The 17,960-nt window shown below is 70.5% G+C and carries 14 protein-coding genes; 7 read left to right on the forward strand and 7 right to left on the reverse strand.

Annotated features, from left to right (window positions below; genetic code table 11):
• Positions 1-24 precede the first annotated feature (24 nt).
• The 3 genes from BLP83_RS05295 to BLP83_RS05305 all read left to right on the forward strand — a co-directional run bounded on the left by BLP83_RS05295 (position 25) and on the right by BLP83_RS05305 (position 5,055).
• Entirely contained in the window at positions 25-2,700 is a 2,676-nt protein-coding gene (locus BLP83_RS05295) for a serine/threonine-protein kinase (protein ID WP_176764021.1), read from the forward strand.
• Between the two features lie 352 nt (positions 2,701-3,052).
• Complete coding sequence (locus BLP83_RS05300; protein ID WP_091239776.1) at positions 3,053-3,568, forward strand: hypothetical protein; 516 nt, start codon at positions 3,053-3,055, stop codon at positions 3,566-3,568.
• Positions 3,565-5,055, forward strand: coding sequence for a choice-of-anchor Q domain-containing protein (locus BLP83_RS05305; RefSeq protein ID WP_091239777.1), 1,491 nt, complete (start codon positions 3,565-3,567; stop codon positions 5,053-5,055). The genes BLP83_RS05300 and BLP83_RS05305 overlap by 4 nt, the downstream gene beginning before the upstream one ends.
• A 141-nt stretch (positions 5,056-5,196) precedes the next feature.
• Here the strand turns inward: BLP83_RS05305 and BLP83_RS05310 are convergent, their stop codons facing one another.
• Complete coding sequence (locus tag BLP83_RS05310; RefSeq protein ID WP_091239780.1) at positions 5,197-5,835, reverse strand: ECF-type sigma factor; 639 nt, start codon at positions 5,833-5,835, stop codon at positions 5,197-5,199.
• Between the two features lie 66 nt (positions 5,836-5,901).
• Here BLP83_RS05310 and BLP83_RS05315 point away from each other — a divergent pair, with 66 nt between their 5' ends.
• Positions 5,902-8,559, forward strand: coding sequence for a serine/threonine-protein kinase (locus BLP83_RS05315; protein WP_091239781.1), 2,658 nt, complete (start codon positions 5,902-5,904; stop codon positions 8,557-8,559).
• A gap of 396 nt (positions 8,560-8,955) precedes the next feature.
• Here BLP83_RS05315 and BLP83_RS05320 read toward each other — a convergent pair whose 3' ends face one another.
• The gene (locus BLP83_RS05320; protein ID WP_091239784.1) at positions 8,956-9,504 is read right to left on the reverse strand and encodes a hypothetical protein; all 549 of its coding nucleotides are present in this window, start codon (positions 9,502-9,504) and stop codon (positions 8,956-8,958) included.
• 490 nt (positions 9,505-9,994) lie between these two features.
• Between BLP83_RS05320 and BLP83_RS05325 the strand changes: the two genes are divergently transcribed.
• The 3 genes from BLP83_RS05325 (at position 9,995) to BLP83_RS05335 (ending at position 13,256) form a co-directional block, all read left to right on the forward strand.
• Entirely contained in the window at positions 9,995-11,533 is a 1,539-nt protein-coding gene (locus BLP83_RS05325) for a choice-of-anchor Q domain-containing protein (RefSeq protein ID WP_143006549.1), read from the forward strand.
• Positions 11,534-11,644: 111 nt separating this feature from the next.
• Positions 11,645-12,058, forward strand: coding sequence for a hypothetical protein (locus BLP83_RS05330; RefSeq protein ID WP_091239788.1), 414 nt, complete (start codon positions 11,645-11,647; stop codon positions 12,056-12,058).
• Between the two features lie 43 nt (positions 12,059-12,101).
• Positions 12,102-13,256: a hypothetical protein gene (locus BLP83_RS05335; RefSeq protein WP_143006550.1), complete on the forward strand. Its 1,155-nt coding sequence runs from the start codon at positions 12,102-12,104 to the stop codon at positions 13,254-13,256.
• A gap of 132 nt (positions 13,257-13,388) precedes the next feature.
• Here the strand turns inward: BLP83_RS05335 and BLP83_RS05340 are convergent, their stop codons facing one another.
• The 5 genes from BLP83_RS05340 to BLP83_RS05360 form a co-directional block, all read right to left on the reverse strand.
• Complete coding sequence (locus BLP83_RS05340) at positions 13,389-15,413, reverse strand: M48 family metalloprotease (RefSeq protein ID WP_091239794.1); 2,025 nt, start codon at positions 15,411-15,413, stop codon at positions 13,389-13,391.
• A gap of 79 nt (positions 15,414-15,492) precedes the next feature.
• Positions 15,493-15,777, reverse strand: a complete 285-nt coding sequence (locus BLP83_RS05345) for a SemiSWEET family sugar transporter (protein WP_091239796.1) — start codon at positions 15,775-15,777, stop codon at positions 15,493-15,495.
• Between the two features lie 8 nt (positions 15,778-15,785).
• On the reverse strand, positions 15,786-16,322 hold the full coding sequence (locus BLP83_RS05350; RefSeq protein ID WP_091239798.1) for a 5' nucleotidase, NT5C type: 537 nt from the start codon (positions 16,320-16,322) through the stop codon (positions 15,786-15,788).
• A gap of 2 nt (positions 16,323-16,324) precedes the next feature.
• Positions 16,325-17,035, reverse strand: coding sequence for a pseudouridine synthase (locus tag BLP83_RS05355; RefSeq protein WP_091239801.1), 711 nt, complete (start codon positions 17,033-17,035; stop codon positions 16,325-16,327).
• A gap of 83 nt (positions 17,036-17,118) precedes the next feature.
• On the reverse strand, positions 17,119-17,898 hold the full coding sequence (locus BLP83_RS05360) for an NHL repeat-containing protein (RefSeq protein ID WP_143006551.1): 780 nt from the start codon (positions 17,896-17,898) through the stop codon (positions 17,119-17,121).
• Positions 17,899-17,960: the final 62 nt, after the last annotated feature.

The raw sequence follows: 17,960 nt of genomic DNA on the forward strand, positions 1-17,960 counted from the left end.
CGTCCAGTCGTCCCGGGGAGAGGCATGACGTCGAGTCAGCGTTCATTGGCCGAACTGATGCGTTTGGCCGACCGGCATTTCGATGCCTTGGTGGAGCTTTCGCTGGCGGAGCGTGAGTTCAGTCTGCGACAGCTCGAGGCGGAAGATCCCGAGCTGGGTGGGATGCTTCGCCGCCTGTTGCAGGCCTGGGAGGGCGGTGGCCTGAGTGGCATGGCCACCGGTGCAGCCGCGCGTGCGCTGCCCGAGCCGACGGAACTGTCGATGGGCTTCCGCTTCGGCGCCTTCGCGGTGCTCCGTGCACTCGGTCGTGGCGGCATGGGGGAGGTCTACCTGGCCGAGCGCGTCGAGGGCGGCTTCGACCAGCGCGTCGCGATCAAGCGCATCGTTGGCGACGGCGCGTTGGCGCCCGAGCGCGCCGCGGAGTACCTCGGTCGCGAGCGTGGCCTGCTCGCGCGCCTGCAGCATCCGGGCATTGCCACCTTGATCGACGGTGGCGTCGACGTCGATGGCTTTCCCTGGCTGGCAATGGAGTACATCGAGGGGCAGACGCTTGCGGCGTATCTCGAGTCGCACGCGCCTGGCTTCCCGCAGCGCTTCGATCTGCTGATGCAGTTGATCGACGCGGTGATGCATGCACATCGGCAGCTGATCGCGCACGGCGATCTCAAGCCGGTGAATCTGATGGTGCAGCCCGATGGCCGCCTGCGCGTGCTCGATTTCGGCATCGCGCGCCTGCTGAGCGAGGCCCCGTCGCCGGCCACGGGCGGGCCCGCAACCCCCGGCTGGGCCAGCCCCGAGCAGCGCAGCGGTGGGGTCGTAGGTATCGCGTCGGATCAGTATCAGATCGCGCGGCTGGCGCTGTTGCTGCTCGCGGGCGATTCGCAGGCACTCGCGCCCGGTGAGCCCCTCGGCCTCGCCCAGCGCGCACGCGCGGCCGGGCTGGCGCATGCGCGCCGGCTGGATTCGACCCTGGAGGCGGTGCTGGCGCGCGCGCTGAGCCTGGACCCTGGGCAGCGCTATCCCGATCTGTCCGCCCTGCGTGCCGACCTGCTGGCCTGGCGCGAAGCGCGGCCCATTGCGGCACGCGCAGGCCAGCTGCGCTGGCAGGCGCTGAGCCTGCTGCGGCGGCATCCGCTGAGCCTGGGCCTGGCGGCGCTGCTGCTGGTGGCCAGCAGCGGGTTTCTGTGGACCCTGCAGCAGCGCAATGTCGAGCTGGCGCAGGCCCGCGATCTCGCCATCGCCGAGGCCGAACGTGCCCGCCACGCCCTGGAGCGGCGCGGCCGCATGCTGGGTTTTGTCGAGCGCGTGTTCTCGCTGGCCGATCCGATCGGCGAGGGTGGCCTGATCCAGGACATCGACGTGCTGCTGGCGGCGGCCGCGGACGAAGTGCCACGTCAGTTTTCGCAGGATCCGGACCTCCGCCACGAGGCGCGCGCGATGCTGGGCATCGTCGCCCTGCGGCGCGGAGACCAGACCCTGGCGCAGTCGATCGGCCATGCGGCGGCATCCGACGCTTCGCCCAGCCCTGGCAGCTTCGCCGCGCTGCAGGCGCTGACCCTGGAGGCGGAGTTGATCGAGTCCGGTGGCGACCATGCCGGTTCGGCTGCCGCGTTTGCGCGCGCACTCGATGCGCTGCCTGAAGCGCATGCGGAATCCGACCGCTGGCGCCTGTTCCTGATGATCCGACGCATGGAAGCGCTGCGGCTGTCCGGGCAGGAAGCCGTCGCCCGCGGTCTGGTGAGCGACGTGCTTGAGCTTTCAGAGCGCGCGGAGGCGAACGCGCACGAACGATCGGATGCGCTCGCCTACGCGGCGCTGCTGGAGCCCGATCCGGTTCGCGCCTACACGCTGCAGCGCCAGGCCTACGAGACCCTGGCGCAGGTGCAGTCGCCAGACCAGCCGGTGATGATCAAGCGCCTGACCAATCTGGCCGGCACGCGCATGTTGATGGGCGACTACGCCGGCGCCACTGCGGACTACGGCGAGGCGCTGGGGCGGGTCGAGGCCCAGGGCCGGCTCGACGCCCCTTACCACGCCACTGCGCAGGTCGTGTACGGCCGCGTGCTGACCCTGCAGGGCCGGTGGCAGGCCGCACAGCCCTGGCTGGAGCGGCCGCTGCGGATCTTCGCCAGCGAACAGGGCAGCGCACTGCTGAGCTATGCCGAAGGTGCCTGGCTCGCCTGGGCCGTGGAGCAGCCACAGATGCAGGACCTCGAACCGCGCTGGCAGCGATGGATGCGCGACTACGAAGGCCAGGTGGGCAGGGATCACGCCCGGGTCCGTGCGGGCGCGCTGCTGGGCGCGCGTCTGGCGCGCCGCAGCGGCGACTTCGCGCGGGCCGGCGCGCGTCTGCGGGCCCTCGAGTCCGCGGTGTGGAAGGCGGGCACGCCGCGCGAGGAAGCGAATTTCGCGGCGGGCTTCGCGCTGGAGCGATTGGGCCTGGCGCTCGACCTTCGCGGCGACGATCCCGCGCTGCAGGCCGCAGCCTGCGCGCAGGCCGAGCAGATCGAGGCGAAGTCCCAGGCGGATGCCGAACCGCTGAACCCGGATCTGGTGAGCGGCCGCGCCGCACGCCTGGACCTCGCCCTGTGTGCGTTTCTCGATGGCCGCGGCGGCCGGGCGCAGGTCGAGGCCGCGCGCGCCGCGCTGGCCGATCTCGTCGGCCCCGGCTACTGGCTGCTGGCGCGGCGCGTACCTTAGGGCACGGCTGAAGAATTCAGCGTTGTCGCGCGCCCTGGAGGGCGCGCGCGTGGATTGAGCACGCGCTGCTTGATCTAGCGACAGCGAGTCCGGACAGGTGCCGGACTCGCGACGACTGCTCAAGGCCGGGAGGGACTTGATCAGTAATGCCTGAGGGCAGCGCGGACGAATTCGGGCTGGCCGCGCGCCGCCGCCGGCGCTGCCGGCGATCAGGGCAAGGAGGCGGCGGAGGCCTCCGCCCTGCGCGGGCGAAGGGGCTTCGGGCACGGGGCACGCACGCGGCGGGTACTGGGCTGACGCTGAATCTGCGGTTTGTGCGTACTCCGGACAGAACCCCATTTCCGGAGTGCCCATGTCAGCCCCCAGATGTTTCCATTCGCACGCACGACGCCGTCGAGTCCTGAGCTGTGCGGCGGCGCTGCTGGTTGCCGCCTCCGCCTCGGCCGCTGCCGCCGAGGCGGCGCCGCAGGATCCCTGCGCCCTGCTCGATGCGGCCGACTACGCCCGGGTGTTCCCCGCCGCCGGCGGAGCCCTCGAATCCAAGCCCTACGTGGGACGCCGCAGTGCCGAGTGCCTGTGGACGGATGCCCAGGGCCAGCGCTCCCTCCGCCTGGTGCTGTACCCCACCAAGGACGCCGCCCGACCGCTGGCGCAGTTGGAGCGTCAGCGCATCGCCGACCCGCAGGCCCTGTCGCTGGACGTCGACGGCCTGCCGGCCCTGCACTCGGGTGACCGCAGCCAGCTGTCGGTGGCGGTGGGCCCGATGCTGCTGAGCCTGATCGGCTCGGCGCCGCTGCCGCCGGTGGCAGCGCAGGCGCTGGCCTCCAAGGTGATCGCCCAGGTGCATGGTGCGGAGGTGCAGCCATGAGTCGCGGACTGCGCATCTGTGTGCTCGCCTCGGCGATGATGGCGTTTGCCGCTGGCGCTGACGCCGCCACGCTCACCGTCAGCAACAGCAACGACAGCGGACCCGGCAGCCTGCGCGCCGCCGTGCTCGCCGCCAACGCGGCCCACCCGGCCGAAGACCAGAACATCGTGTTCGCACAGGGCGTGGACGGGCTCAGCTTCGGCGAGCCGCTGCCGGTGCTCGAACACCCCCGGATCACGCTGCGCGGTGCGGGCGGCCCCGGCGGCGCGCCGACGCTGAGCGGCGAGGACAGCACGCCGCTGCTGCGGGTGGCCTCCACCGTCGAGCGCCTCGGTCTGTCCGATCTGGTTCTGGAGGCGGGGCGGGGCAGCGTGGGGGCTGGCTGCCTCGACGCCATCGCGATGCTGGATTCGGCCGTGGTCGAGATCGATCGGGTCACGTTCTCCGCCTGCCGGCAGGACAATGACGACACCGCACTGGGCGGGGCGATTTCGCTGAATGGTCAGGTCACGATCCGCGACAGCCGGATCGAGGAGAGCCGCGCCATCGGCGCGCAGGCGGCCGCCGGCGGCGCAATCCTTTTCGGTGTCGGCAGCCTGCGGATCGAGCGCAGCGTTCTCCTGGACAACCAGGCCCTTGGCGCCGGTGCCAGCACCGCCTTCGGTGGCGGCATCGCGATGATCGTGCCCGGCAGCGCCACGCTCGAGATCCACGACAGCCTTCTGCAGTTCAACGCGGCAGGGCAGGGCGGCGCGCTGTACCTGCGCAATGTCGACTCCTCTGTGCTGCGCAGTGGCCTGGTGGGCAATGCCGCCGAGTTCGGCAGCGCCATCCAGGCGCAGGCGCTGAACAACGCGCCGCTGCGTCTCAGCCTCGAGTCGAGCACGGTCTTCGACAACGAGGCCAGCGAGCGCGGCGCCCTGCATGTGATCGGCCCAACCGCCAGTTTGCGGATGCGTAACGTGAGCCTGTGGAACAACGCTGCAGGCGACACCGTCAGCGATCTGCCCGGCGCGCACCTCAGCCTGCAGGGCGCGCGACTGCAGAGCGTGCACTCGACCCTGATCGGACGTATCGGCACGCGGGTCGCCGGCGGCCCGACGCCGCTGGGCAGCGCCTGCGTCCTGAACGCCGGCCCCGGCAATGCGCCCTTTGTCGCCGGCAATATCGCGACCGACAACACCTGCACCGCGCTGATGCCGCAGATCAATGCCGGTGATGAGGCCGCGCTGGGTCTGGGCGCGCGCGAGCTCACCGCGCTGGGCGTGCCCTTCTACCCGCTGCTGGCCGGCTCGGTGCTGCTCGACGCCGGCATCGGCAGCACGGCCGGTCCGACCGCTTTTGACACCTGTGCTCCGCTCGACGTGCGCGGCAGCGCGCGCCCCGATGATGGTGATCTCGACGGCACGCCGCGCTGCGACATCGGCGCCTTCGAACTCAACACCACGGCGATCTTCCGCGACGGCTTCGAATCGACGCTGCGCTGACGTCCAACGACGCTCGCCGTGCGCGCGGCGGCAGGCAGGGCGGCCGTATCCCGTGGCCGGGCCTGCGGTGCGCGGGGGCGCAACGCGGGCGGCTGGTCGGGGTCGATGCGCTCGGTACCCCTGCGGGCGTCGTGTCCACCCTTACGGCAGCGGTTCCTGATCGGGCGAGGCGGCGTCCGCGCTGCCCGGATCGGACTTCATCACCGCCATCCAGGCCTGGGCGCGCCGCCACTCGCGCTGCACGGTGCTGCGCGAAAGCCCCAGTGCTTCGGCGGTTTCCTGCTCGCTGAGCCCGGCGAAGAAGCGGCATTCCACCACGCGTACCGGGCGCTCGCCGAGCGCCGCCAGGCGCTGCAGCGACTGGTCGACCTCGACCACGTCGGCGGGCCCCACCTGGTCGGAGGGAAGCCGTTCCACGGTCGCGCCGAAGGTCACCTGCAGCCAGTCGCGACCGCGCTTGCCGGCCAGATGCCGTCGCGCATGATCGACGATGATCTGGCGCATCGCGGCCGCCGCGATCGCCTTCAGGTGCAGGGCGCTCTGCGGCGCGGACGCGCTGTTCAGAAGCCGCAGACAGGCCTCCTGCACCAGTGCGCCGGTGTCCAGCGTCGGGCCGCGACGATGGGGCGCAAGCGCGCGCGCGGCAAGCTGCTGCAGCTCCGGATAGAGCAGGCCGAACAATTGATCCGCGGCGGCGGGATCCCCGCTGCGCCAGTCGCGCAGCAGCGCATCCAGGGCCTCGCCTGCGGGCGGGGAAGGGGTTTCGTGGACGCCACTCATGCGTGAACTCTCGCATACGGCGACCCGCGCTGGGGTGCGTCAGCCCTGAACGCTATCCTCGACCTCATGGACAGCCTGCGCCGCTTCGCCTCCCGCACGGCCCCCGAGGCCGATCTGATCCGCCGCGCCGATGCCGAACTCGATGTCCTGCTCGACGCTTCCCCCCGCGAGCGGTCGGCGCGGATCGCCCGTCTGCATTCCGAGGAGCCGCGTCTGGCCGGCCTGGTCGCGCGACTGCTGGAGGCTTTCGACGCGGGCACCGCCCGCGACGGGCTGACCGGTGCGGCGGCCCGCCAGCTCCAGCTGCCGACGCCGCTGCCCGCCGGCACCCGCATCGGCGCCTTCAGGCTCGATGCGCTGCTTGGACATGGGGGCATGGGCGAGGTCTATCGCGCGCATCGGGTCGACGGCCAGTTCGAGCAGCGGGTCGCGATCAAGCGGATGCTCGACACGCCGCTGCTGGACAGCGCCCAGTCCGCGCGTCATCTCGCGGCCGAGCGCGCCCTGTTGGCGCGACTCAGCCATCCCGGCCTTGCCACCGTCATCGACGGCGGTCTCGACGAGTCGGGTCATCCCTGGTTGGCCATGGAATACATCGAAGGTCGACGCCTCGATCATTTCGTGGCCCAGCGGCGGCCCGCCTTCGACGCGCGCTTCGATCTGCTGCTGCAGGCGATCGACGCGGTCGGCTACGCACACCGGCAGCTGGTGGTCCACGGCGACCTCAAGCCGGCCAACCTCATGGTCGAAGACGACGGCCGCCTGCGCGTGCTCGACTTCGGCATCGCCCGCTCCCTGGCCGAAGAGACGGGGCATCCCTCCCGGTTCTACACGCCGGGCTGGGCCAGCCCCGAGCAGCAGGCCGGTCAGGCACCGTCGACCGCCAGCGACCAGTACCAGCTCGGTCTGATCGGGCGCTGGCTGCTGCTCGGGATCGATGTCCCGGGCGCGCCCGCGGCGTTTGCCGGCTCGGCGCCCGATGCCGTTCTGGCACCGGCCCAGCGCGCCGATCTGCGCAGCGTTCTGGAATGTTGCCTGGTCGACGATCCCGAGCAGCGCTATGCCTCGCTGGCGCTGCTGCGGCAGGACCTGGTCGCGGTGCGCGAGCGGCGTCCGATCGCGGCGCGCGCCGGTGAGCGTGGCTATGTGCTGCGTCGCTTCCTGCAGCGGCACCGCCTGTCGACGTCGCTTGGCGCGATCGCCCTGGTCGCCCTCTGCATCGCGCTGGCCGGCACCGCCTGGCAGGCGCGCGTCGCCGCCCAGGAGCGCGACCGCGCCCGGCTGGAGGCCCTGCGTCAGGACGCGCTGCGCGAGCACCTGATGCTGATCTTCCGCGACTCCGGCGTGCAGGGCAGCGATCTCAACGCCAAGGCGCTGCTGGATGCCAGCGCCGCCCAGCTCGACACCCTCTATGCCGACGATCCCGAGCTGCGCCGGCGCGTACTGCTGGTGTTGGCGGAGCTGTACTTCAACCTGCAGGACATGACCGCCGCGCGCGCATTGATTGAGCGCTACCGCAGTCAGGTCGATGAAAGCACCCTGTTGGTCGATCAGGCGATGGCCGCGCAGATCCACGCCATGGTGTTGCTGCGTCAGGGCGATGCGGTGTCCGCCGAAGCGCCGCTGGTCGAGGCCGAGGCGCTGGCGCAGGCGCTTCCCAAGCGCGCCTCGCGCCTGCGCGGCGGCATCCTCGCGGCCCGCGCCAGCTGGCTGCGCCAGCAGGGTCGCCAGGAGGAGGGTCTGGCCCTGCAGGAACAGGCGGTGGACACGATCGCCGAGGCCGGCGATGCCGGCACCCTGGTGCTGGGTATCGAGCAGTCCAACCTCGGCGTGGGCCTGCTGCAGGCCCTGCGTTTCGACGAGGCCGAGCGCTACCTGCGACAGGCGCTGGAGACCTGGCAGCGCGGCGGACTGGAGGACAACACCCATGCGCTGACCACACTCGGCAATCTCGGCACCTCCGCGCTGTTGCGAGGGGATCTGGTCGCGGCCGAGCAGAGCCTGCGCGAGGCCCGCGCGCGACATGAAGCGGGGCGGCCGGAAACCGGCGCCTATGCCAGCGTGCTGAGCAACCTCGCACGGGTCCGTCTTGGGCTGGGCGATGCCGACGAAGCGCGGTCTCTCGCGGAACAGGCACTGGCCATCGTCCAGCGCTTGACCAGCGAAGGCTCGATGGATGTGGCGGGTGTGCGCCTGGCCTTGGCTGACATCGCCTTCGAGCAGGATCGGCTCGACGACGCGCGGCAGCTGGCGGCGCAGGCTCTGGAATCGATGCGGGCGCTGGTGCCGGCCGGCCACCCGCTGCCGCTGCGGGCGGAGCTCGCGCTGCGTCGGGTCGAACTTCAGCGCGATCCCTCGACGGTGAGCGCGGTCGAAGCGCTCGCGCAACAGCTGGCGACGGCCCCACCGATGCTCGCGCGCGGCGCCACGGCCGCCTGGCTGTGGGCGGCGGAGGTGCACTGCAGCGCGGGCGATGACGCTGCGTGTCGTGCCGCCGCCGACGCGGCGGCCACGCTGGCCCAGCGCGTGCCCATCACGGCCATGGAGGCGGTGGAGATCCGCTTCTGGCAGGCGATTGCGCAGGGCCGCGCGTCGGAATCCGCAGACCTGCTGTCCGAGTGGTCGAGCCAGGGCGGCGCCGACTACGCGCGCGCCCGCGCTCTGCAGTCCTGGCTGACGCGCTCGCAAACCGTGCTCCCGTCGAGCGGCGTCGATGCGCCCTGAGGCGAGCGCAAGACGCGCCGCTTCGTGAGTTGAACCTCGACTCCGGATCAGCGCCCTGAGTCAGCTCAGGCCTGTTTGCTCCCCTCTCCCCTCGTGGGAGAGGGGCCGGGGGAGAGGGGGCTTGCCGCGAACCTGCCCCTCTCCCCAGCCGCTGTCCCGCCCGCGGAGACGGGCGCATGCGCCAAGCTGTCGTGAGCCCGCGGACACACGATGCGGATCCGATGTCGAAATGGCGAGGCCTGTGAGCCGAGGTCTCCTGCGCTCCTCCACCCCCGGAGTCGGAGGCTTCAGCGCGGTGCTTCCGGAAGCGGAGGGCCGCAGGGCGCCCATCGGGTCTGGTCCTGCTTGCGAACATTGCGGGCGTAGGTACGCATGCGTGATCGCGCTTGCACGGGCTCAGCGTCCGTCCAGCAACGCTTCCCAGCGTTCTGCGAGGGCGCGGGCTTCCGGAAGCGTTTTCAGCGCCTCGATCTGCGCCCGCTCCACTTCGCGCTGCGCCGCCTGTCGCGCCTGATTCAGCGGCGTAAGGTCCGGCAGCCTCAGGGCCATCTGCTCCAGTTCAGCCTTGGCCATGCCCGCCTCGGTCGCCAACTGTTTGGCGAGGTCGGAATCCCCGGACTGCGCTTCGCGGGTGGCCCTCGACATCAGGCCCTCCGCTTTCTCGACCTGGGCCTTCAGCGCGGGGTGGGCGTCGCGTGCCTTGACCCACTCCATTTGAGCCACGCGGGTGGCCGCAAGCGCGGCCACGACCTGCGTGTCTTCGTACACGCGGCGATCGCTCATGAAGGGACGCAGCTGCTGCTTCAGGGCGTACTCGTCCTCGAGCGGGGCACGGGCACCGCCTGCAGTCGTGGCTTGAGCGGGTGCGGCAGAGGGCGCTTCGGCGGAGCAGGCCGCCAGCAATGCGCAGCAGCTCAGCACGAACAGCGGGCTGGAAATCTTCATGAGCGGTTCCTCGGGTTGGGTTCGGGTGCGCAGGCGCGGTGTCCGGGCGGGGCCGGTGCTCGCTGGCCGCCAGCCCATGGGAGTACGCGAGTTCTTCCTCGACAGCGTCAGGGCGATCGGCGACCTGGCGGGCGTCGCCAAGGGTGTTCATCCGGAATGCCGCAAGGCGGTGCTCGCGGACCGCGGCGCAAGTCGGATCCACCGCTGCGCGTCACGCCGGGTTCTCGCCAGCCCCGATGCCGCGTGGATCGTCACGGCGTGGACGAGGCTTTCTGAAGCAGACACACGCGCTGCAGTGCCCCGGCTCTCGGTGGCTGCGCAGACTGCAGGAAAGCGTGCGGGCGCTGGCGGTGCTGACGGCGCGCATCGCCGCTGCATGAGGGTTCTATCCGGGACGGTCGCCGTGGCCCTGCGCGCCCGTTGAGGCGAATGAAGCTGCTTCGCGCATTTCTGCGTACGCCTGGACAGTCGCCACCACGAGAGCCTCCAGATGACGCGTCCCTCCTTGCCCATGGCCTTTGCCTGTGCGCTTGCGCTGAGCCCGGTGCTGCCGGCCTCGGCGGCCACGTTCACCGTCACCAGCACCGCCGACTCGGGGCCGGGCAGCCTGCGCGCCGCCATCGAGGCCGCCAATGCCACCAGCGGCAATATCCACAGCGTGGTCATCGAACTGCCGCCGGACAGCACCATCGTGCTGCAGAGCGAGCTGCCGGCCATCGAAAAGCCGGGCTTCAGCATCAGCGCCAGCGGCTCGCCGCGCCTCCAGATCACCGATCAGAGCCAGAGCTCCCCGTTCACCGACAACGCGGTGCCGCTGCTTCGGGTGGCGCCCAGCAACACGCTGCTGACCCTGGTGGACCTCTCACTGAGCAGCGGCGAACGCGTTGGCGGTGGCGGCTGCCTGCTGGCGGAGCCTGCCGCGCAGAACGCCACGCTGGTGCTCACTCGCGTCAACGTGGTGGGCTGCGTGGGTTCGCGCAACACTCTCTTCAATTCGGCCTACGGTGCCGGGGTGCTGGTCTTCAACCGCAGTGTCAACATCACCGGCGGCGCCTTCGAGTTCAACAGTTTCCAGAATCAGCCGGCGGGCGACTTCAGGGTGGGTGGCGCCTCGCTGGCGGTCCTCGCCGACAGCGCGAAGCAGGTGGTGATTGAAGGCACCTACTTCGGCGAAAGCTTTGCCAACGGTGGCAACGTGTCCAACGGGCTGGCCGCAGCCGGCGGTGCCATCTACATCGAAGGCGGCGCGCGGCTGTCGATCAATCGCAGCCGGTTCTCGGAGAATAGGGCCTTTGCTCTGGGCGCGAACCCGAGCTCGGGCGGCGCCATCCACACCGACGGCAACCTGCTGCTGGAAAACACGCTGTTCTTCGAGGGGGGCTCGGCGCGCGGCCTGGTGTCGGCCACCGCCGCGGATCGCACCCGCACTCTCAACATCCGCAATACCACGTTCTTCCGCGGCGATGCCGACGGCGCCGGCAACAGCGTGATCTACAGCGATTACGCGGACGTGCTGGTCCGCAACACCACGTTTGCAGGCACCACGATGGGCTCGGCGAGCGCGGGCGAAATCCGCGTCGAAGCGCGTGCAGGCCAAACGGGGCCGAGTCTGCTGCGCCTCTCGCACACGCTTTTCGACGCCGGTACGAATCCGGGGGCGGCCTGTTCGGTCGGGCCGGGCGTCAGCGTCGAGCGCAGCTTCAATCTGTCGAGCCGACCGCTGCCGGGCTGCGGGATCACCACCACCTCGACACCCCTGCGGCTGGCTGACTTCCCGGACATCCCGGCCAACGGGCAGGGCGGCTTTCTGGCCTTGGGGCTGGACAGCCCCGCGGTCGACGCCGGTAACCCGGTGACGCCTTTCGTCGCCGACTGGACCACCTGCATGAGTTCGGACGCCCGCGGCGTGGCGCGGCCGCAGAACGGCAGCGGCAACCCGCTGCTCAGCGTCTGCGACATCGGCGCCTACGAGCAGGAGCCGATGCGCATTTTTCGCGATGGCTTCGAGCCCGTCGTGCCGATTCGATGAGCAGTCGCCCTGCAGAACTCGAGCAAGCCACGCAAAGCCGTGCCGACGCATGCCCGCCGCAGAGCGCAGGCGATCAAGCGCTGCGCGCTTCAGAGAACCGAGGAATCACCCGTGAGTGATCTCAAGCTCCGTCGGGCCTCGCGCCCGCCAGCCCTCTGCGCCGCACTGGCAGGGACACTGCTGATCCTGAGCCTGTCGGCCGCCGCTGAAGTCGCCGCGGGCAACGGCTACCGGGTGCCCTGGTCGACCCTGGATTCGGGCGGCGGTCGCGCGCAGTCGGCGTCGGGTCTGCGCCTGGACGGCACCCTGGGTCAGCTCGAGCCCGAGCGCGTGCCGCTGTGCAGCGCCGACGGTGGCGCGGCCTGCGCCGGCGCGCGCTACCGCCTGCGCGGTGGCTTCTGGCCCGGCTGGCTGCGCGCCGAGCCCGGCGCCGGCTGCGCGGGCGCCGCCGACTGCCTGTTCCGCGATGGCTTCGAAACGCCGCCGCCGCCGGGCGGCACGCCCGTACGCCCGACGCATCGCTGAGCGCGCAGCGCGCGCCACCCCTTCCGTTCCGGAGAACCCACCCATGTTCCGATTGATGAGTCTGCTGCTGGCCGCCGCCCTGTGCTGCGGCAGCGCCTACGCCTCCACCACGCTCACCTACCAGGGGCGCCTCGAGCAGTCCGATGCGCCGATCAGCGCCGAGCTGCCGATGCGCTTCCAGCTGTTCAGCGCGGCCAACGGCGGCGTCGCCATCGGCCCCGCGCTGACGCGCTCGGTGCTGGTCGATCGCGGCCTGTTCAGCGTTGACCTCGACTTCGGCAGCCAGGCCTATCAGAACGGCCTGTGGCTGCAGATCGAAGTGGACGGCGAACTATTGCAGCCGCGCCAGCGCCTCGCCGCCGCGCCGCTGGCCGTGCGCTCTCTCGACAGCGCCGGCCTGCAGGCCAGCATCGACGCGCTGCTGCAGCGGGTGGCGGCGCTGGAGACGGCCAACGCCCAGCTGCGCAGCCAGGTCGACACGCTGATCGCCAGCAGCGCCGCGCAGGGCAACAGCCTCGGCAGCCTGCAGGGCGCGCTGGCCGACGCCAACGCCGAGATCGACGCGCTGCAGGCGACCGTGCAGGCGCAATCCACCACCCTGGCTTCGCTCAATGGACGCACCACCGGGCTGGAAGCCAAGACCGCCTCGATCAGCGTCAGCGGCGACGAAGTGTTCTTCACCGGCGTCAACCTCCACGTGCGCAGCGGCGCGGGCAGCACCGATGCCGCACCCAACGGCCGCGGCAACCTGATCCTGGGCTACAACGAGCCGCGGGTGACGCCCAGCCCCAGCGTTCGCACGGGCTCGCACAACCTGGTGCTGGGCCTGCGCAACAGCTACACGCGCTTCGGCGGCATCGTCGGCGGCGTCGACAACCTGATCAGTGGCGACCATGCCTCCGTGATCAGCGGCGACGGCAACCAGGCCACCGGCGGGCGAAGCGTCATCGTCAGCGGCACCGGCGGATTGGCGGACGATGTCACCGCGGTGGTGATTGGCGGCTACCAGAACCGCGCCACCGGCTTCCGCTCCGTGGCCGTGTCCGGCTGGCAGAACGATGCCCAGGGCAGCTACTCGGCCATCCTTGGCGGCGAATCGAACGTCGCCACGGCCACCCAGTCCAGCATCGGCGGCGGCGATAGCATCACCACTACAAACTTCAGCCGATTCAGAGCCGAAGGCACGCTCGATCCGTAGCGCACCTGGCCCGTTACACGCCAACGGCATGCAGATGGGTCCGCACTCCGGATCACCGATTTGTCGCAGCAAGGAAGCAAGGGTCTGCGCAGGCGGATTTGCAGCCCGGCCGTCCAAAGGTCCGACAGGGTCCTAGGCGTCCGCGAGTCCGATCCTGAAGGCGTCGGGCAGTTGCGTCGGCGACAGGTCCCAAAGTGCGGCCAGGCCGCGCAGCAGCAGCCATTCCTGCGCGCACAGCCGGCCGTCAGCGGCGGCCATGGAGACCAGCGCGGCCAGCAGAAGACGCTGGTCCTGCGGTTGCAGCAGGCCAAGGCGGTCGACCGCGCTGTCGAAAAGTGCGGGATGTTCGGTCGGCAGGCGGGGTGAGCGCTTCAGCCCCAGCGCGCTTTCCTGCGCCTGCAGGGCGAGCAGTGCGGCGGCGGGCGAGTCCGTGTTGCGACGGGCCATCCAGAGCAGGATCTGGCGTACCTCCGCCTCGCGCAGCGACAGCGACTGGCGACGCACAGTTGGAAGCGCGCCTGCCAGCTGTCGGCCCAGGGATTCCAGCACCGCCCACTGCGTCCATTCGGCCAAATCGATGCGGCCGTCGCTCAGGATCTGGCGCTGGATGGCCAGCCGCAGCCGGCGTGCGAGTGGGGCCGGCAGGCTGGCCAGGTGTGGCCAGCACTGCTCGATCAGTGCGACCCGCGCGGGACCCTCCAGCACGCGGAGTCGCTGGTACCAGGGCTCGGCTGCGGGCAGTCCGCGTTCGAACAGCTCGCGATTGCCGGCCAGCAGCAGTCGCAGCGCGCCGGGAACCAGCGGCAGCACGAACAGGGCGAGCAGACCGGCCACTGCATCGTCACGGTGCTGCAGGACCATCGGCTCGGAACGCTCTGCGTCCTGCGCGGATCGCTGCAGCGTCGGCGGCGTCGTCGCCAGCAGGGCGGCGACTTCGGGCGTCTCGTCGGCGGTCCGCGCGCGGATGCCGCTCTCTGCAGGCGGCGCCGGCGCAAAGACAGGCGGGCTCGCCAGCACCGCTGCTGCCGCTGGCGGCGAAGCGCGCTGCGCCAGCCGCGCCCAGTGCGCTGCGGCCTCGGCATCGAGCGGCGCGGTCTGGGTCCAGGCCGAGGCCTCGGAACTCGCCCGGCGGCGCGGCTGCAGGTCCAGGCTGCTGCGATCGATGCCGGCGGCATGGCGCTTCAAACGACGCTCGACGCTGGGATGGGTCTCGATGAACAGGCGTGCCAACCAGCCCGAGGGCGCGAAGCAGAAGTGGCTCAGCTCATCGGCCAGATCGATGTTCATGCGCGACAGCGGGTAGTCGTGGCCCAGTTTCAGCAGCAGGCTGAGCAGGGGCTCGCGGTGGCGGGTGAGTTCAACCACCGCGGCATCGGCCTTGAACATGCCGCGCCGCACCGCCGCGGCCTGCAGCAGGCTGGCCAGCACATAGCCGAGGCCGCTGATCACCGCGCCAAGCAGCAGCGGAAGGCCGAGCAGCATGGCGAAGTTCCGCGCATCGGCGGGATCACCGTGGCGGGTGTAGCCCAGCGAGATGCGCGCGGCGCGTGCCATGAGTGCGCGGAACAGGTCGATGCACAGCTCGAAGGGCGCGATCAGGCCGTGGTGCAGGCTCAGCAGCTCGGTATCCAGCGCGCAGTCGCCGTCGCGCACGCGGCCGATGCACCAGGCCATCAGCGCCTGCAGTTCGTCGCGGGTCAGGTGCACGAAGCTGCCGGCGCTGACCACCAGCACGGCGTCCTCGCGCGAGCGCCCGAGCGCGAAGGCGTTGACCGAGGTCGAATGCGGCAGCAGGCGGATCGGCGGCGCCGGGATCGCCGCGCTGATCGCCATTTCCTCGCAGACGTTGCGCAGCTGGCGATGCTCCGCATTGCCTTCGGTGTCGAGCGCGATGGCGCCGAGCCGCTGGGCCTGCAGCTCGGCGCTGGCGCCGCGCAGGGGCGCACGCAGCACGGCTGCCGTCACCCCGGCCACCACCGCCGCGAGCAGGGCCGCGAAAGCGCGTCCAGGGGCCTCCTGCACCCAGCCCAGAGCCATGAGCAGCACGAGACAGAGCCCGGCGATGCTGAGCACGGTGGCGGCGATCGCGCCGAGGTAGGCGAACTGCCACAGGCTGCGCCTGCGCGCTTCGCGACGCTGGGTGTCGAAGAACTTCATGGGCCCGGACGGCGGAGTAAGGCCGCGAGGATGGTGGCGCGCGCGGGCTGTGACCGTAAAGGCCGGTTGGTCGACTGCCTCAGCCGGCGGGCGGCATCGGCGCGGGGCGACGGCGGTACCAGAGCACCTGGCCCAGGTTGAGCAGGTTCACGCCGAGCGTGAACACGTTGGCGACGATGATCGGCAGGTCGTCCATCAGCAGGCCGTAGGCCAGCCACAGCACCACGCCCAGGGTGAACAGGCTGAAGCCGAGCAGGGAGAGGTCGCCGGCGCTGCGCCGGCGGAAGTTGCGGATCACCTGCGGCAGGAAGGCCACGCTGGTGCAGACGGCGGCGCCGAGGCCGATCAGGGTGGTCGGTTCCATGTGCGTGCTCAGACCCCGAAGTGGCGGGCGACGTCGGCCCAGTCGTGCAGGCGCAGCGGGGCGTCCTCGTGCAGGTTGTGCGGCGCACTGAACAGCAGGCCCTGGCCGCGGAAGCCCTTGAAGTTGCGGCTGTGGTCGTCGATCAGGAAGTCCGCGCAAACCGCGGATTTGTCGCCGCAGTAGATGAAGTTGCGCCAGGGCACGAAGGGAAAGTGCTGGTGCAGCCAGTGGTACTTGGGCAGGAAGGAGTTCGGATACTCCATCGCCGCGGTGGCGAAGAAGATCTCGTAGCGTTCGTTCAGTTCCCGCACCACCTCGACGCTGCCCTCGATCACCTCGAGATCGTGGAAGAACTCCTCGCGGTGCGGATAGGCGCGCACCGCGTCACGGCGCTCGATCGGCACCGCGTCGAACAGGTGGCGGCCGGCCAGGCTGGCGCGCTCGATGCGCTCGCCGTACTCGCGCTCATAGATCGCGAGGAAGCGGCCGAGCGAGTCGGCCACCACCTCGTCCATGTCGATGGCGATGCGCTGCTTCTCGCGCATCGCTACCAGTCCGTGCGGCCGGGGATCAGCCCGCGCAGCTCGGCGTCGGTCAGGTTGCGCCACTGGCCGGGCTTCAGCACGCCGAGCTTGATGTTGTCGATGCGCACCCGCCGCAGCTCCTTGACGCGATAGCCGAATGCTGCAGCCATCAGGCGGATCTGCCGGTTCAGGCCCTGCGTCAGCACGATGCGGAAGCCGTACTTGGCCAGCCGGGAGGTGCGACAGGGCAGGGTCATCTGCCCGTGCACGCGCACGCCGCGGGCCATGCCGGTCAGGAATTCCGGCGTCACCGGGTTGTTGACCCCGACCAGGTATTCCTTCTCGTGGCGGTTCTCGGCGCGCAGGATCTCGTTGACGATGTCGCCGTTGCTGGTCAAGAGGATCAGGCCCTCGCTGTCCTTGTCGAGGCGGCCGATCGGAAAGATCCGCTGCTCGTGGCCGACGAAGTCGATGATGTTGCCGCGGACCTCGGTGTCGGTGGTGCAGGTGATGCCGACCGGCTTGTACAGCGCGATGTAGACGTGTTTGCGGCCGCGCTTTTCCTCGCGCTTGGGCAGCGGTCGGCCGTCCAGCAGCACCTCGTCGCCTTCGCCGACCTCGGTGCCGATGCCGCCGCGCTGGCCGTTGACCGTGATGCGCCCGGCGGCGATCAGCCGGTCGGCCTCGCGGCGCGAGCAGTAGCCGGTGTCGGCGATGTGTTTGTTGAGGCGCATGGGGTGGCGACGTCCGAAGCTCAGGCGGCCGCACATGATCGCAGGACAGGCCCGTGGCGGCGAGCGCCGCTGGGCAGGAGGGCTCAGGGGGCGTCTTCGAAGCCGTCGGCGAAGATCCGGGTCAGCGGTGCGGTGAGCACGCCTTCGAACTCTCCCGCCAGCGTCTGCAGCACCGTGGCGGCGCCGGTGCTGGTGTCCAGGCGGGAGAACAGGGTCGCGCTGACGCTGTTCGAGTAGATCCAGGCATAGAGCTCGCCGCTGCCGCGATCGAAGTCCATGCCCTGCGCATAGTTGGCATCGATGCCAGTCGGACCGATCAAGGTTTCCATCCCCGTGGTCGAGAGGCGGTAAAGGCTGTCGGTGAGCATGCAATGGGCGAACAGCTGGCCTGTCGCGTCGATCGCGATATCGACGTAGAGGCGACCGCTGAAGGTTCCGACCAGCTGGCTCGCGCCGCTGCTGCGGTCCAGGGTGAACAGATAGCTGCTGCCGCCGTCCGAGGTCATCAGATAGAGCGGAGCGCTCCCGCCCAAGGTCGCGAGACCGGTGACCGTGCCACCGGCGCCGACGATTGTGGCGATCTGCGTCCAGCCCGCGGTATCGGGGTCCAAGCGTCCCAGCGCGCCGCTCGCTGTGGCGGCAAGCAGCTCGCCGGATACCGGGTCGTGGGCCAGCGCGAAGATCTCATCTGCCGCAGGCGTTCCGATCGCCTCTGCCAGGTGCGTATCCGGGAGCTGGAAACGCTCCAGCCGATACTCGGGATACAGCTGAAGCTGGTAGCCAACGCTCTGTGCGCCGGCAAGGCCGCAGAGCATTGGCAAGGCCAGCAAGGCCGACAGGGCTGCGCGTATCCGGCTCGACATGGCGGGCTCTCCTCGAAGCGTCGCCGCAAGCCTCTTGCGCCTTGGGTCGCGACGTCTTGATC

Origin of the sequence: Aquimonas voraii, assembly GCF_900101825.1 — a bacterium.
Classification (GTDB): Bacteria; Pseudomonadota; Gammaproteobacteria; order Xanthomonadales; family Xanthomonadaceae; genus Aquimonas; species Aquimonas voraii.

Excerpts from the sequence above, each read along its gene's own strand:
- BLP83_RS05295 (WP_176764021.1), top strand. The coding sequence starts at position 25 with ATGACGTCGAGTCAGCGTTCATTGGCCGAACTGATGCGTTTGGCCGAC.
- BLP83_RS05300 (WP_091239776.1), top strand. The coding sequence starts at position 3,053 with ATGTCAGCCCCCAGATGTTTCCATTCGCACGCACGACGCCGTCGAGTC.
- BLP83_RS05305 (WP_091239777.1), top strand. The coding sequence starts at position 3,565 with ATGAGTCGCGGACTGCGCATCTGTGTGCTCGCCTCGGCGATGATGGCG.
- BLP83_RS05310 (WP_091239780.1), bottom strand. The coding sequence starts at position 5,835 with ATGAGTGGCGTCCACGAAACCCCTTCCCCGCCCGCAGGCGAGGCCCTG.
- BLP83_RS05315 (WP_091239781.1), top strand. The coding sequence starts at position 5,902 with ATGGACAGCCTGCGCCGCTTCGCCTCCCGCACGGCCCCCGAGGCCGAT.
- BLP83_RS05320 (WP_091239784.1), bottom strand. The coding sequence starts at position 9,504 with ATGAAGATTTCCAGCCCGCTGTTCGTGCTGAGCTGCTGCGCATTGCTG.
- BLP83_RS05325 (WP_143006549.1), top strand. The coding sequence starts at position 9,995 with ATGACGCGTCCCTCCTTGCCCATGGCCTTTGCCTGTGCGCTTGCGCTG.
- BLP83_RS05335 (WP_143006550.1), top strand. The coding sequence starts at position 12,102 with ATGTTCCGATTGATGAGTCTGCTGCTGGCCGCCGCCCTGTGCTGCGGC.
- BLP83_RS05340 (WP_091239794.1), bottom strand. The coding sequence starts at position 15,413 with ATGAAGTTCTTCGACACCCAGCGTCGCGAAGCGCGCAGGCGCAGCCTG.
- BLP83_RS05345 (WP_091239796.1), bottom strand. The coding sequence starts at position 15,777 with ATGGAACCGACCACCCTGATCGGCCTCGGCGCCGCCGTCTGCACCAGC.
- BLP83_RS05350 (WP_091239798.1), bottom strand. The coding sequence starts at position 16,322 with ATGCGCGAGAAGCAGCGCATCGCCATCGACATGGACGAGGTGGTGGCC.
- BLP83_RS05355 (WP_091239801.1), bottom strand. The coding sequence starts at position 17,035 with ATGCGCCTCAACAAACACATCGCCGACACCGGCTACTGCTCGCGCCGC.
- BLP83_RS05360 (WP_143006551.1), bottom strand. The coding sequence starts at position 17,898 with ATGTCGAGCCGGATACGCGCAGCCCTGTCGGCCTTGCTGGCCTTGCCA.